Annotated in this window: 10 protein-coding genes and 2 pseudogenes; 8 read left to right on the top strand and 4 right to left on the bottom strand. The window is 67.7% G+C overall.

Going from position 1 to position 14896, the window contains the following annotated elements; genetic code table 11:
* The first annotated feature begins 55 nt into the window (after positions 1-55).
* Both A3Q37_RS15130 and A3Q37_RS15125 read left to right on the top strand, forming a co-directional pair.
* Complete coding sequence (locus A3Q37_RS15130) at positions 56-523, top strand: GFA family protein (RefSeq protein ID WP_079137807.1); 468 nt, start codon at positions 56-58, stop codon at positions 521-523.
* A 26-nt stretch (positions 524-549) separates the two neighbouring features.
* Positions 550-1920 carry an NAD-dependent succinate-semialdehyde dehydrogenase gene (locus tag A3Q37_RS15125; RefSeq protein ID WP_065484247.1) on the top strand — a complete coding sequence of 457 codons (1371 nt, stop codon included), beginning with the start codon at positions 550-552 and terminating at the stop codon, positions 1918-1920.
* Between the two features lie 120 nt (positions 1921-2040).
* Here the strand turns inward: A3Q37_RS15125 and A3Q37_RS15120 are convergent, their stop codons facing one another.
* Entirely contained in the window at positions 2041-3063 is a 1023-nt protein-coding gene (locus A3Q37_RS15120; protein WP_079137806.1) for a GlxA family transcriptional regulator, read from the bottom strand.
* Between the two features lie 263 nt (positions 3064-3326).
* On the opposite strand from A3Q37_RS15120, the pseudogene A3Q37_RS35705 reads away from it, so the two are divergent.
* From A3Q37_RS35705 to A3Q37_RS15110, 3 genes and pseudogenes are all read left to right on the top strand, one after another.
* Positions 3327-3506 (top strand): annotated as a pseudogene (locus A3Q37_RS35705) (DeoR/GlpR transcriptional regulator); the annotation flags it as partial.
* A gap of 58 nt (positions 3507-3564) precedes the next feature.
* Positions 3565-3990 (top strand): annotated as a pseudogene (locus tag A3Q37_RS15115) (DeoR/GlpR transcriptional regulator); the annotation flags it as partial.
* 109 nt (positions 3991-4099) lie between these two features.
* Positions 4100-5572 carry an FGGY-family carbohydrate kinase gene (locus A3Q37_RS15110; RefSeq protein ID WP_065484245.1) on the top strand — a complete coding sequence of 491 codons (1473 nt, stop codon included), beginning with the start codon at positions 4100-4102 and terminating at the stop codon, positions 5570-5572.
* 43 nt (positions 5573-5615) lie between these two features.
* Here the strand turns inward: A3Q37_RS15110 and A3Q37_RS35700 are convergent, their stop codons facing one another.
* Complete coding sequence (locus A3Q37_RS35700) at positions 5616-5765, bottom strand: HTH domain-containing protein (protein ID WP_369691453.1); 150 nt, start codon at positions 5763-5765, stop codon at positions 5616-5618.
* A gap of 65 nt (positions 5766-5830) precedes the next feature.
* Here A3Q37_RS35700 and A3Q37_RS15105 point away from each other — a divergent pair, with 65 nt between their 5' ends.
* From A3Q37_RS15105 to A3Q37_RS15095, 3 genes are all read left to right on the top strand, one after another.
* Positions 5831-6703 carry an NADP-dependent oxidoreductase gene (locus A3Q37_RS15105; RefSeq protein WP_255311821.1) on the top strand — a complete coding sequence of 291 codons (873 nt, stop codon included), beginning with the start codon at positions 5831-5833 and terminating at the stop codon, positions 6701-6703.
* An 863-nt stretch (positions 6704-7566) separates the two neighbouring features.
* Positions 7567-9585: an ATP-dependent endonuclease gene (locus A3Q37_RS15100; RefSeq protein ID WP_065484239.1), complete on the top strand. Its 2019-nt coding sequence runs from the start codon at positions 7567-7569 to the stop codon at positions 9583-9585.
* A complete protein-coding gene (locus tag A3Q37_RS15095; RefSeq protein WP_079137805.1) occupies positions 9582-11417 on the top strand; it encodes a UvrD-helicase domain-containing protein in 1836 nt (611 codons plus the stop codon). The genes A3Q37_RS15100 and A3Q37_RS15095 overlap by 4 nt, the downstream gene beginning before the upstream one ends.
* Before the next feature lie 152 nt (positions 11418-11569).
* Here the strand turns inward: A3Q37_RS15095 and A3Q37_RS15090 are convergent, their stop codons facing one another.
* Positions 11570-12700, bottom strand: coding sequence for an AAA family ATPase (locus A3Q37_RS15090; RefSeq protein ID WP_065484230.1), 1131 nt, complete (start codon positions 12698-12700; stop codon positions 11570-11572).
* Positions 12697-14745, bottom strand: a complete 2049-nt coding sequence (locus A3Q37_RS15085; RefSeq protein WP_176711420.1) for a DDE-type integrase/transposase/recombinase — start codon at positions 14743-14745, stop codon at positions 12697-12699. Before A3Q37_RS15085 ends, A3Q37_RS15090 begins: the two co-directional genes overlap by 4 nt.
* Between the last annotated feature and the right edge of the window lie 151 nt (positions 14746-14896).

Raw genomic sequence — 14896 nt, 5'->3', positions numbered from 1 at the left:
CGCACACCGCCATCACACGAGCCAAGCTGGCCATCCACAGGAAAGCGAAACCAGCATGAGCACCACCGACACCCCATCCAGCTCCAGCCCCAGCCTCAGCGCCAGCCCCCGCACCCGCACCCGCACCGGGCACTGCCTGTGCGGATCGATCAGCTACCGGTTCGACGCGGAACCCGTGGCCACTGTCGTCTGCCACTGCGGCCACTGCCAGCGCCACACCGGCTCCGCGTTCTCGGTGAACGTCCTGGTGCCACGCCACTCCCTGCACGTAGAAGGAACGCCCAAGACCGTCCAGACCACCGGTGTGGAGAACGGCAACCTGCGGGACCGGCAGTTCTGCGGTGACTGCGGCACACCGATCTTCACTGTGCTGCACGAGCAGCCCGATCTCGTGATCGTCAAGGCGGGAACCCTCGACGACCGGACGGGCATCGAACCGTCCGCCGAGGTCTGGCGCCGCCGCGCCCAGGACTGGATCGCGCCGGCGGCCCACCGCCCACTTTTCGAAGGCGACCTCACGTAACCCCACGGAAAACAAGGGGCAGAGCCATGGTGTTTCAGACGATCAACCCGGCCACCGGCGAATTCGTCAAGGAATTCCCGCTCCAGTCGGACGAGGAAGTGTTCGCGGCACTGGACACCGCGGACCGGCTGTACCGCGAGGACTGGAAGTTCCGTCCCGTCGCGGAGCGGGCTCGCATCGTCGCCCGTGCGGCCGAGATCCTGCGCGAGAAGCACGACGAGTACCGGGACCTGCTGACCCTGGAAATGGGGAAGGTCACCCGCTTCGGTGACTTCGAGGTCGACCTCGTCGCCGACATCCTGGACTACTACGCCCAGCACGCGGAGAAATTCCTCGCCGAGCAGGAACTGCCCGACGAGCCCGACGCGAAGCTCGTCACCGAACCGATCGGCGTGATCCTCGCGATCGAGCCGTGGAACTTCCCCTTCTACCAGTTGGTCCGGGTCGCCGCGTCGCAACTGGTGGCGGGCAACGTCGTGCTGATGAAGCACGCCGAGAGCGTGCCCCAGTGCGCTCTCGCCTTCGCCCGGCTCTTCGAGGAGGCCGGGGCCCCGGAGGGCGCGTACACGAATCTGTTCTGCGGCATCGACCAGATCGGCAAGCTGATCGACGACTTCCGCGTGCGGGGTGTCACCCTCACCGGCAGCGAGCGGGCCGGCACGTCGGTCGGCGAGCGCGCGGGCCGCAACCTGAAGAAGGCGGTCCTGGAGCTGGGCGGCAGCGACCCGGCGCTGATCCTGCCGGGCGCGCGGATGGACCAGGCCGTCGAGCAGGTCGTGATGGGCCGTACCTACAACTCCGGTCAGGGCTGCGTGAACATCAAGCGGGTCATCGTCGTCGGCGCGGAGCGGGGTGAGCAGATGCTCGCCGCGCTGAAGGACGCCTTCGCCGCGATCAAGGTGGGCGATCCGACGGACGAGGAGACGCAGGTCGGCCCGCTCGCCAGTGAGCGGGCTCTGGACGGTTTGCTCCGGCAGATCGGGGAGGCCAAGGCTGCGGGCGGCACCGTGGTCACGGGCGGAAACCGCCTCGACCGTCCCGGCTTCTACCTCGAACCGACGATCATCACCGGCATCACCGAGGACAACCCGCTCTACCACGAGGAGGCCTTCGGACCGGTCCTGTCCTTCTACGTCGTCGAGAGCGAGGAAGAAGCGATCAGGCTGGCCAATGCCACCAGGTTCGGCCTGGGCAGCTACGTCTTCGACGCCGACGTCGAGCACGCCCAGGATGTGGCCGCCCGGCTTGAGGCCGGGATGGTGTTCATCAACTCCTGCTTCGCGGACTCGCCGAGCCGCCCCTTCGGCGGCGTCAAGAACTCCGGTTTCGGCCGCGAACTGGCCGAACTCGGCATCGGCGAGTTCCTCAACCGCAAGATGGTCAAGATCGCGCGGTAGTTACTGGGCACGGCGGGCCAGGTGAGGTGGCCGGAGGCGGCCACAACTCACCGGCGGCGCACCAGACCGGCGGATGCGCGGGGGCGGGAGTTCCGTGGGGACTGTGCCCCTAGGCGCCCTCTAGACGCCTGCCGTGGTGGCCCGGGCGCGGAAGGTGTTGCGGTAGGCCTTGGGTGACACCCCGATGACGGCCTGGAGATGCTGGCGGAGCGAGGCTCCGGTGGCGAAGCCGACTTCGCCCGCGATCCGGTCGACGGGCAGGTCGGTGGTCTCCAGGAGGTGGCAGGCGCGGCGTACGCGCTGCTGGATCAGCCAGCGGCCCGGGCTCATGCCCGTCTCGCCCTGGAAATGCCGGGCGAAGGTACGCGGACTGGTCCCGGCGTGCGCGGCCAGCTCGGCCAGCGACAGAGGGCGTTCGAGGTTCTCCAGGGCCCAGGTCTGGGTGGCGGCGGTGCCGTGGGCCCCGGTCTGCGGCACGGGCTGCTCGATGTACTGGGCCTGGCCGCCCTCCCGCCACGGGGGGACGACGCATTGCCGGGCGACCTGGTTGGCGAGAGCGCTGCCGTGGTCGGAGCGGATCAGGTGGAGGCAGACATCGAGTCCGGACGCGGCCCCCGCGGAGGTCAGGACGTCGCCGTCGTCGACGAACAGCACGTCCGGGTCGAGGGGGACGCGCGGGAACATGCGGCGGAACTGGCCGGCCAGCACCCAGTGGGTGGTCGCGGGCCGGCCGTCGAGCAGTCCGGCGGCGGCGAGTGTGAACGCTCCGGAACAGATGGACACGATGCGCGTGCCGGGCCGGATCCGGGCGAGGGCGGCGCGCACCGGTCCGGGCAGCTCGGCCGAGATACAGGCGGAGTCGTACGGGGGCACGATGACGGTGTCCGCCGTGTCCAGCGCCTCGGGTCCGGCCCCGGCGGTGATCGTGAAGTCGGCGTTCGTCGTCACCGTGCGGTCATCCGTGGCGGTGCAGGTCACCACCTCGTAGGCGCCTTCGGCATACGGGAAGACCCGGTTCGGGATGCTCAGCTCGAAGGGGTAGACGCCGTCGAGCGCGAGGACGACGACACGGTGCGCGGGCGGCGTCTCCAGGGAGGCTGTGGCCGCGTCCGGGGAGGCTGCGGGGGAGGGCGTCGAGGTCATGTCTCGATTCTATCGTTTACTGTCCATCTTGCCATTGTCCAGGTCAGGGACCCTGCCGCAGGCTTGAACCCATGAGCAGCTTCACCGCGTACCAGGGCAAAAGGCCCACGGTGAAGGCTGTACACCAAACCGTCCTAGGCAACCCGGACGTACTCCAGGAGACCGAGACCGAGACGGGAACCGGGACCGGGCGGCCGAAACCGGCTCCCGGACAGCTAGCTCTTCGCGCCGGGTGACGAGGACTTCGGCACGCCCCGCTCACCGTGGTCACCAACGCCCGCCGGGTGCTCGACGTCTTCGCCGGATGCGAGGGCATCCGCCTGATCGCCCTGGGCGGCGAGTACTCACGTACCCACGACTCCTTCCTCGGCATGCCCTGCGTCGAGGCGGTGGAGGCGCTCTCCGTGGACCTCGTCGCGGTCTCCACATCGGCCGTCGACGCCAGGACGGCCTACCACCAGGAGCAGGACGTGGTGCTGGTGAAACGGGCGATGCTCACNCGCCCCGCTCACCGTGGTCACCAACGCCCGCCGGGTGCTCGACGTCTTCGCCGGATGCGAGGGCATCCGCCTGATCGCCCTGGGCGGCGAGTACTCACGTACCCACGACTCCTTCCTCGGCATGCCCTGCGTCGAGGCGGTGGAGGCGCTCTCCGTGGACCTCGTCGCGGTCTCCACATCGGCCGTCGACGCCAGGACGGCCTACCACCAGGAGCAGGACGTGGTGCTGGTGAAACGGGCGATGCTCACGTCGGCGGCGACGAAGGTGATGCTGATGGACCACACCAAACTCGCCCGCACCGCGCTGCACCGGGTGGGACCCGTCGGCGACCTGGACCATCTCGTGGTGGACGACGGAGCGGACGCCGACCTGCTGGGCAAACTCCGCGAACGAACCCGGGTCACGGTGGCGGAGGTCGCACCATGACGACATCCCGTTGACTTCACGAACGACCCACCACGAGAACGAGCCGTGCCCCGATCGACGGCCCGATGCGGACACGTGAGGACCACCGCAGGGGAAGGACGCTTTCCACATGAGCAGTGAATCCCGTCGCCCCACTCCGCCCTCTCCGGCCGTGATCGGCATCGACGTGGCGACCGCGTCCGTCCGCGTGCTGTGCGCGGACGCACAGGGACGCGTACTCGCCGAGGCACGGGCCGACCTTCCACCCCCTGTACGGACCCCTGCGGGAACGAGCGAGCAGGACGCCCGCTCATGGTGGCCCGCCGTACGGACTGCCCTGCGCCGCTCGACGGACGCGCTGCCCCGGGGCGGCCGCGAGGTGGTCGCGGTGGCAGTGTCCGCCACCTCCGGCACCATCGTGCCGACCGGAACCGACGGCGAACCGCTCGGCCCGGCCCTGATGTACGACGACCGGCGCGCCGCCGACACCAACGCCGAGGCCCAGCAGACAGGCAGCGCCCGGTGGGACGCACTGGGCCTGTCCATGGGCCCCACCGCCGCGCTCGGCCGGGCCGTCCGGTGCCTGCGGACGTACGGTTCCGCCCTGCACCACGTCCTGCACACCCCCGAGCTCATCGGCCGCGAACTGACGGGCCACCCGGTGGCCACGGACTGGAGCCACGCGCTGAAGTCCGGTTACGACGCCCGTGCCGGGGAGTGGGCGCACGAGGTCTTCGACGCCCTCGACTTCCCGCTCGCGCTGCTCCCCCCCGTAGGCGCCCCCGGCACCGAGGCCGGGGTCGTCGGCCCGGAGGCGGCCGAGGCGACAGGGCTGCCCGAAGGGTGCTCGGTACGCCTCGGGATGACGGACGGCTGCGCGGGCCAGATCGCCACAGGCGCGGTCGAGCCCGGCCGGTTCGTGGGCGTCATCGGCACCACGTACGTCCTCAAGGGAGTGTCCGAGCACCTGGTGCGCGATGCGACCGGGGCGTTCTACAGCCACCGCCACCCCGACGGCTGGTGGCTCCCCGGCGGGGCGTCCAACACGGGAGGGGAGTGCCTGGCCGACATCCCCCCGGCCCGCCTGCCCGCGCTGGACGCCGCCGCGGCGGCCCGGGGCCCGGCGTCGTACGCGCGCTACCCGCTGCGCCGCGAAGGTGAACGGTTCCCCTTCGTCTCCGGCGCGGCGCGCGGCTTCGAGCTGGGCCACCCCCGCGACGAGGCGGACGCCCACCGCGCCGCACTGGAAGGAGTCGCCTTCCTCGAACGCCTGGCCCTGGACCGGGTCGAGCGACTGGGCGTCCCGGTGCTCGGCCCGCTGCACGCGGCCGGCGGGGGAAGCCGCAGCTCCGTCTGGACGGCGATCCGGGCCACCGTTCTGGACCGCCCGGTCCGGGTCGTCGAGCGCGCGGAGACGGCGTTCGGCGCCGCACTGCTCGCCGCCACCGGCACGCTCCACGAGGACCTCGCCGCGAGCGCCGCCGCCATGGCGCACAGCGGAGCTCTCGTGGACCCGGTACGGACGGAACACCCGGCCCTGGAGGAGAATTACGGCCGTTTCGTCGCGGCTCTGAGTGAGCGCGGCTGGCTCCCCGACGACTGACGCGGCTGCGCCCCGACGGTGCGAGCACGGCCGCGTGTACGGTCTACAGCCATCCATGGCGCGCCGCGTGCCAGGCGGGTTGCATGCGGGTCGAGGCGTCGGAGCGTTCCGTCAGGCTCTGGATCCGGCGCTGGACGGTACGACGGCTCAGCTGCATCTGCGAGGCGATCGTCTTGTCGCTGACCCCCGCCACCGGCAAGGACGGCAGACGGCGTTCAGAGTGCCTACGGGGGGCCTGAAGTCCTGACCGAGACCGAGTTGCTGCTTCCCGAGCCAGGGGTGGGCGAGATCCGGATCCGGATCGCGGCCGCCGGGGTGAACCCCACCGATTGGAAACACCGTGACGGTTCCATTCCCTACGATCACGGACTTCCGGCCACTACCGGCTGGGACGTGGCCGGGACCGTCGACAAAACAGGCCCTGGCGTCACGATCTTCGACGAGGGCGACGCGGTGTTCGGTATGTTGCCCTACCCGTACGGTCCCGGGGGCTATGCCGAGTACGCCACCGGCCCGGCCCGTGCTTTCGCCGCCAAACCCGGGAACATCAGTTTCACGGAAGCTGCCGCACTGCCCCTGGCCGCGCTCACCGCCTGGCAGGCCCTGAACGACACCGCTCGGCTGACGGGCGGTCAGCGGGTGCTGGTCCAGGGCGGTGCCGGCGGTGTGGGGCATCTGGCGGTGCAGATCGCACGTCATCTCGGCGCCGATGTCACCGCCACGGCGTCCGCCGCCGATGCCGACTTCGTACGTTCCCTGGGCGCCGACCGGGTCGTCGACTACCGCGGCACCACGATCAGCGACGTCGTCACGGATGCGGATGCGGCCCTGGTGCCCTTCACGGGACAGACCCGCCTGGATTCCCTGCGCGCGATCCGCCGTGGCGGCGTTCTCGTCTCCCTCCTGGGGGCCGACGACGCGGCGCTCGCTCTGGCCGCCGAACGCGGCGTGCGGTACCGCAGCATGATGGTCCAGTCCGATCACGCCGGGATGCGGGCCATCGCCGGTATGGCGGCTGGGGGAGCCCTGCGTGCCAGGATCCACGGGACACTCCCGCTTTCCCGGGCTGCCGAGGCCCACCGCCTCGGTGAGGAAGGAGGGATCGACGGCAAGCTCGTCCTCATCCCCTGACCTGATGGGGCGGGGTGAGCGCAGGGATGTTCGATCCGGTCACCCGGCCGGCTGTGGGGTGGTGTGCCTTACGCATCCCAGATGCTCATGTGCTGGAGCCGGTTGCGGGGCCGGGTGTAGTCCGCCGTGTCGGCTCCGTGGAGGGGCGTCGGGTTGTCGGGACTGAACGCGAGGAACACCGGGCAGTCGGAGAGCCGTCCCTTCCCCTGCCCGCACGGCAGCCCGGGCAGCTCGGTGCAGCCACCGCTTGGCCGCAGCTCGCGGAGACGGAACCGGACCCGGTGTGAGTTCTCGCTTCATGCTGGGTGGTCGAAGTAGCGCTGTACTGCTGTCCCGTGACTCGGAGTGGACGGTTGCGTGGTACTAGGAAACGCGTCTGAGCAGGGAAGTCTTGATTCGTGCCTGCAGCTGAAAGGTCGTGACCTGCGACTCCGCTGGTCTAACGGGATTCTCGTAAATGTCGCGAGAATCCTATGGGTCACCCTTCTGTTTGTGCAGGTCAGAGGCACATTAGGGGATGCTCGAGTCTCCGGTCAGAAGTGGCACTCCCCTTCGCCGGGATTCAGCCCCGCCGCTACCTGATGGACTCTTCTGGAGGCAGGTGTGCAGCAGAGGCCTGTGGTGACCATCGGTGAGGGCTGCCGGCCCGTACCGGAAGTCATCGGCGCGGTCGCACGAGAGGCTCTCCTCGGATCCAGCGCGGGTGGGTTCCTACCGGGATGGGGCCCTTCCTCCCGGTGCTGCCCGTTCGACGCCGCATGGTCACCGCATATGCCTGCGGCGATTTGGCCTGGTGAGGTGTCAGTTCTGGATAGCCTTGGGCTGGGGGATTCTCAAGGGGGTGTGGGGTGTATCTAGGGCGAGTGCGCGCCAAGGGTTTCAAGTCGCTCTTGGACACCGACGTGGCGCTGCGACCGGGCGTCACGGTGATGGTGGGGGAGAACAACGCAGGGAAGTCCAATTTCATCGATGTCCTGCGGCTGCTGACTGATCCGCTGGATGACCGGCGTACGCGCTGGTGGGACGCCGAGGACGTTCACTCGTGGGTCGACACTGCCGAACTGACCGCACTGTACGGGGGCCTCTCGGCAGAGGAAGGCGGGACGCATCTGCAGGCGTTGATCTCGCCTGCGGACGACACAGGCATGCCAGCCGGACGTAGTGCCCGTTACACGGCGCGGTTCACCCGCCCTGCTCCCGGAGAACGCGCGCAGCGGCCAGCCTGGTCGGCTGGGCGGTTGATGGACGACCCCGAGCCCGAAGCCCGCCGCACTATCCGTCACGTCTATCTGCCGCCTTTGCGTAATGCGCAGCAGGAGCTGGCTTCCAGTGCGGGCAATAGGCTCCGGCTGATTCTCGCGGCTGAGCTCGGTGCCAAGGAGGCGATCAAAGCCTTCGAGGAGGAGCAAGCGGAGCACTTCCGCGGCCTGGAGTCGCATACCAAGATCAAAGCTGCCCGCAAGCGGATCAATGAGCCCCTGGAACTGCTGACGGCTGGAGCGCACCCTCAACACATGGGGCTGTCCTTCGCCGAACCCAGCCTCGCCTCCATCGCACGAGCTCTGCGTACCCGCATGGGTGATGAATGCCTGGCCGTGGAGGACATCGGCCGCTCGGGTCTGGGCTATGCCAACCTGTTGTACATCGCCACCGTGCTTGCCGAGCTTGATGCTGCCCGGGACGCGGATCTGACACTGTTTCTGGTCGAGGAGCCCGAAGCTCACCTCCATCCTCAGCTGCAGATCCTCCTGCTGGAGCATCTACGTGCTCAGGCCATGCGGTCGCAGAGTGCTTCTCCGCGTAAGGACGGAGCTCCTCAGGGACGCATCCAGGTCGTGATCACCACCCACTCGCCAGTTCTGGCGGCTGCGACCACCGTGCGGGACCTTGTGGTGCTCAAGCGATGCCGCACTTTGGCTCCGTCCTCGGGACAGGATCCGGCTGCCACCGAGAGCGAAGAGGAAGAGGCATCGAGTAAGGAGAACGCGTCAACGTTCGCGTTTACCACGGCTGCGGTACCCGTGAACGAGATTCCCTTTGCTGAGCACGAGGCCGCCAAGCTAGACCGCTACCTTGACATCACTAAGTCAGCCATGCTGTTCGGATCCCGGGTGATCCTGGTTGAGGGCCTTGCGGAAGCTCTCCTCATCCCGGCGTTCGCCGACCTTGTTCTGTCCTCCCTTCCCGAGGCAGAGCAGCGCCGGGCGAAAGCTGTTTTCCGGGGCACGTGCATCGTGTCGGTTGACGGAGTGGACTTCACGCCCTACTTGCGTGTGCTCTTGGTAGAGGCTGGCGGTGTGCGGATCGCGGATCGCGTCGTCGTGATCACTGATCAGGACCCCGGCAAGAAGGCCGCTGAGATAGACGATGACTCTCGGGCTGCCCCGGTCGGTGAAGTCCCGTCCGCCCGGGCGCCGTTCGAGTCGGCAGCAGGAGAGGCGCAAAACGCCACGGACCCGGAAGCTTCTGGCGCCGAAGGCCCAGCACCAGTCCGTTTCAACCGTGCGTCCTGGCTGCGGGGAAACCTTCTGCAATGGCAAGTGCCGCAGGAGTCGTTCCACATAGCGGAGAGCAAGCCGACCCTTGAGCCGGAGCTCATGAGGCCCGACGGTAACCAGGAGTTTCTGGCCGACATCTTCTTCGACCTCAGGCCAAAGTCCCAACACCATTGGATGGCCGTCACCGAGGCGACCACTGCAGACGAGAGGGCAGATGCCTTCGGTGCCTTGTTTGCCAAGGGCACCGGCATCGGTCTACCCAAGGGAGATTACGCCTACCGGCTGGCAGAGCGACTTGTCCAAGAGCAGGGCGAGTTCACGGTTCCCGCCCACCTCGCAGCGGCCATTCGCTGGATCAGCGGAGTAGGCGGTACCACGGCATGAGCGACATAGAAGAACAGCGCAACCACGCCCGAAGTCAACAGCAGCAAGCCATTTATGCCCAAGCACCCGTCTTCATCCGCGCCTGCCCGGGAGCTGGGAAGACCCGAACACTGGTCCACCGACACTGCAACACACCGCCCGGTCCCCGGCGCAGCGGACGTGCGCTGCTCTCCTTCACCAACGTCGCGGCGGACGAACTACGCCACCGCTGCACGGGAGAAGCCAACCGCGCGGATCTGACCGCTTATCCCCACTACATCGGCACCTTTGACAGCTTCCTGTGGCGATACCTTGTCCGCCCGCATCTGCCGGCCACCCCTGTGTGGCAGCACATCCTGTCCTGGGATCACATCCCCTCAGCACGCGTCCGGCCTCGCGACATCCCCCTCTCCTCCTTCGAGTTCAGTTATGACCCCACCACATCCCAGACCAGCGTGCAGTGGCCCAAGGCCGCAACGTACCTGCAGAACTCGACTCTCACAGAGAGCGACTACCTGGCGCGGGCAAAAGCGACCCGTGAACGGCTGTGGCAAGGCAACGGCTACATGACCGGACTCGAAGTACGCATCGCCGCACTAGAACATGCAAGTGACCCTTCCTGTATCGAGCTCCTCAAGCACCGGTTCTTCGAGATCGTCGTCGACGAAGCGCAGGACTGCTCCGCACTCGACCTGCTCATCCTCACCCGCCTGCACCAAGCGGGCGTCCCTCTCGTGATCGTCGCCGATACTGACCAAGGCATCTACGAGTGGAACGATGCCCGCCCCGAAGAACTGCACACGTTCACCCAGCACATCCCCGACCAACTCGAACTGACCGGCAACTGGCGCAGCAGCGCGGCCATATGCCGACTGGCAGCCACGCTCCGGCCACCAGACCGCACCACACCGGACGTGGCCGTGGGGGAGTACCACGACGACAGCATCCCGCTGCTCCTGCTGCCTTACGGCAGACACCGAAAGGAGATCTCTCACTTCACCGACGTGTCCGGTGCCGGCGAGGCCTTCACCGCCTGGGCCGCTACTTGGAGCATCGGTGTCGACAATTGCCTCGCTCTGGCCTACATGAACAGCGCCGTTCCCAAAGCGCGCACCCAGCCACTTCCCGACTACCCCAAGGAACCGAACACCACGGCGCTAGCCTGGGCAGCCACAGTGTTCACTGCCGCCGACGCCTCCACCTCGGCACGCACCCACGCCCTGTCGATAGCCACCACGTTCCTCCGTGAGCACTGGTACTCCGGCGAGCCGGGCACCCTGAACGAGCTCCTCACACAACACAACCTCACAGCAGCCCTCTTCCGCCGACGCGCCGCATCCTTCCTCGCAGCGCTGCCTCCGACGGACCACACACCAGCCCGGGACTGGCGCAAAGCCGCACGCAAGATCCTGCAGTCTCAGGCTGCCCCCACCAGCACCCATGGCCAGCTGCCGGCAGCCAGCCTCATCCCGCTCTCCACAAGTGAGCTGGACGAACCCATCTCCCGCCTCATCGGAGTGATCCCACACCAGGGCAACGTCCCTTTGGGCCCCACCATCCGGTCCTCCAGCATCCACCGCGCCAAAGGCAGCCAGGCACAAGCCGTCCTTGTCCATCTCCCCAAGGCGCAGGACATCAACGAACTCGTCACAGCCTGGACAGCCTCGGACACCAGCACGGCGACGAGTGAACTTCTGCGCACTTACTACGTCGCCTTCACTCGAGCCCAGCGCCTTCTGTCCCTCACCTATCCGTACTCCAAGCACGCAGACATCACGCGCCTTCTGCAGAGCAACAGGATTGAATACCAGATGGAGACCACGCTGCCGCAGGACCGCCCCTTCCTCTTTTGAAGCCGCCCCGACTTGTTCTGCCAGACGAACAGGCTCTCGGATCGGGGACAAGACTGGGGAAAGTCACCGAAACTGGGCTCCCTGACACAGCGACGAGCCCTTTCGACCCCCTCGTGACCTATGAGCCCACACAGCGCGCTGCGGAGTCCACGTCAGTGCCCGCGGCCGATGTGGATGGCGTCGAGTTCGGTGCGGGTGATGTTCTCGGTGCCGGTCAGGATTGCGAGGGTGGCTGCTTGGCAGATCAGCTGGGACAGGGCGAGGAAGTATCCGCCGGTGCGGCTGTGGAGGTACTTGCTGTGCTGGCTCAGGGCGTGCTTGGTCAGGTTGTGCAGGCTGAGGTGCTTTTCGTAGCCGGCCAGGACCTGTACCCATGTCTCTGTGTCCTGGGTGCTGAAGGGGATCGGGTCGAGCCAGGTGATGGGCAGCAAGGAGTGGGCCTGTTCCTCCTGCGGCATGTCCTGCTGAGCAGTGCCGCGGTGGCCACGGCGGGTGAGGTGCCTCTGAACGACGACTTGGTGCCGGTCGGCGATCGCGCGGGCTTCGTGGACGATGTCGCTGGCGCCGGTGCCGCAGAAGATCGTGGTGATACCGAGCCGGTTGCGCAGGTAGTCGAAGTAGTGCAGGACCGGGGCTAGCTGGTGGGGCTGGACGCGCTGGATGTCGTCGACGAGCAGCAGGCGGGTGAGGGCGTTCTCCAGGACGTAGTTGACCGGTGCCGTCAGGTCGGGATAGCTGCGCCAGCGCAGGAGGTCGTTCTCGTTGAGGGGCTCGGGGTTGAGGCCGAGGAAGCAGGCGATCTCCCACACCCAGTTGATCTTGCTGTCGGTGTCGGCCGGTGCAAGGATGTGGACGACCGGGATCTGCGTGCCCAGCTCGTCTTCGGTGCGGTCCTCGATGTCGCGCTGGACTGTGCGGCCGATCGCACGCAATAGCAGGGACTTGCCGGTGCCGCTCATTCCGTCGATCACCCGGTCCAGGATTCCCTCACGGCGGTCGCCGTTCACCGTCACCGCTCGAAACGCCGCCAGCAGGACTTCGTCGTAGCTCTGGTGGGAGACCAGCTTCAGATGTGCGTGGTAGGCCAGGCGAGGGTCGCCAAGGCGTTCCTTCTTCGTCGACAGCGGGGGATAGGCGGCCAGGTCGGGCTGGACGATGTCTTCGCGCGCGAAGCTGTTCCACCCTTGCCGACGGTAGATCCATTCCGGGCGCATCGGTGCCAGCTGCGCCCGGTGCAGAGCCCGTTCCTCCTGCTTTTTCTGCAGCGTCGTGGTTGCCTTCACATCTCTCCTTCAACGCTCTCGGTGATTCCAGGCAGGCCGAGTTCGGGGCCGGGGAACGGATCCTCGTCTGTGTCGTCGGGTGGGGTGTCGCTGAACAGGGCGGCCAGCCCCTCTCTGTCGGAGACCAGGGGGAGGTCGCTGGCCGGTAGGGCGGTCAGACGCGCCGGGATCGGCGCGGATTCGTAGGGAGTGATCGAGTCCAGGTCGATCTCACCGATGCCGGCGTACGGGTCGGCCACAGGCTTGTCGACGTCCAGTTCGGGGCCCTGGAACGGAATCCACGGCCCGCTTCGGGTATGACGCTGGGGAGCGGTGCGGGTGCGTCGGCGCCGTTCCTTCACGGCGAGGGCGATCGCGGCCTGGTGTTCCTTGCGGCCGCCGTCGGCCAGGATCACGGCGGTGGCCTCTTCCCAGTGATCCGCGGTCCAGTGAACGTCGGTGAGCAACCGCCGGTGGATGAAGTCCGCCTTGACCCAACGTCCCTGGCCGCGGTGGTCGTACAGCCAGGCGACGTCGGGGCGGTAGGGGTTGAAGCGTGCTTCCCACCGGCCGCCCTTGCCCGGGCCAGCCAGCCCGGAGCGCAGACCGGCCATGAGCCTCAGCTCACCGGCCTCGTTCTGGTAGGTGCGGTTCTCGATATCGAAGCCCTTGTCGGTGACCGTCACCCAGGCTGGCAGCAGCAGCTGACGGTTGTCCGCCTGTGACAGGGGCCTGGGCCGGTAGCCGGCCCCGGGAACCAGTGCCGCGTACATCTCGTTCGGGGACAGCGTCACGCCCGGCAGCTCCGGGTGCTGCAGCCCTTCATGGGGTAGCTGCTGATGGTCCAGCGCCACCCACTCGTGCGCCATGTGCTGGACCTCGTTGATGGTCCACAGCGGCTGGCGCTCGATACCCCGCCCGCGCACCGCGTGACTGCGGCCGGTCCAGCCGGCGACGTACTGGCTGAAGGAGTCGGCGAATGAGGAGAAAACCCGCTCGACGATCGGCTTGTCGTCGGGCTGCTCCTTGCGTGCGTAGAGGAGGGTGATGCCGAGGAAGTTGCAGACGTCCTCGAAATGCTGGCTCAGATATGTACTGCCCTGGTCGACGATGATCGTCCTAGGATGGATCACCGGACGGGCTGCGGCGGCCTCGGTGAAGCGGGGGTCCGCTTCACGCAGCTTGATGAATGGCAGCGCCGAGGCACTGGCCGCGGTCAGCGGGTCCCAGCCGGGCAGCGTCGGCATGGGCGCGTATGCCTGGGCGAGCAGGAGGACCAGGTCGAAGGTTCGTGTCGCCCGGCCGCCGACCCGCTGCCCGGGTCTTCCCTCGCCCGTGATGACGGGCACGATCATCAGCGCGACGATGCTGCGGGTCGCGACATCGATCAGGATGGTCATCTCCGCCGACACGACCTCCCCGTCATCACCCAGGACCTTGATCCGCAGCGGAGTGGTGTCGATCTGCATGATCTGCCCGGGCCGCACCGCGTGCGAGGGGGTGTAGGGCTTCTTGGGCTTGCTCGCCTGGGAGGCCCGCTGCCGGGTCGTGCCGAGCAGGATGGCCGACAGGCCGAGCTCGTGCATCCGCTTGTAGAACGTCGAGCGTGGCAGCCGCAGCCGCTTCGCCTCCTGCGGATCCTCGAGCTCTTTCGCGTACCGGGTCTCGACGCGTTCCTCGACCAGATCGAATGCCTGCCTGATCCTCCCGCCCGACTGGCGCGCCAGGATCGCGGTCACCTCCTGCATGATCTCCAGCAGACGCGGGTCGGTCCTGCCTCCCGGCGAGGGCGCCCGTCCCTTGCGTCCGTCGATGATGAGGGCCAGCGGGTTCTCATCCGCCTGCTTCCACCGGCGCCGCTTGTCGTCCAGCGTGCGCCAGCTGATGCTGATGTCCAGCTCGTCGAGCTCGGCCGCTTTGCGTTTCAGCCGCTGTTCCATCGTGGTGGACGCCGGGTCGTAGCCCGCCCGTGGAACACGCCGGCCGGGCCGGATCCCGGTCTCGACCTCCTTCATGTGCCGGTGCCACATCAGCGCCCGCTTGCGGTCCTCCTTGCCGACGACCAACAGCTGTCCGAGGGGAGGCAGCCTGGTCCGTTCGACGGCATTTCCCGCCTCGTCCAGGACGGCGAAGTCCGCCGACCCCGCCATTTCCGCGTACGAGGCCTCCACCAGCGCAGCAGGCTCCCGCAGGGGCCGGAGCGTGACGTGGGGGCCG

It is taken from the genome of Streptomyces sp. PTY087I2 (assembly GCF_001687325.1).
GTDB lineage: Bacteria > Actinomycetota > Actinomycetes > Streptomycetales > Streptomycetaceae > Streptomyces.
This window is presented reverse-complemented; position numbering and strand designations above follow the sequence as displayed.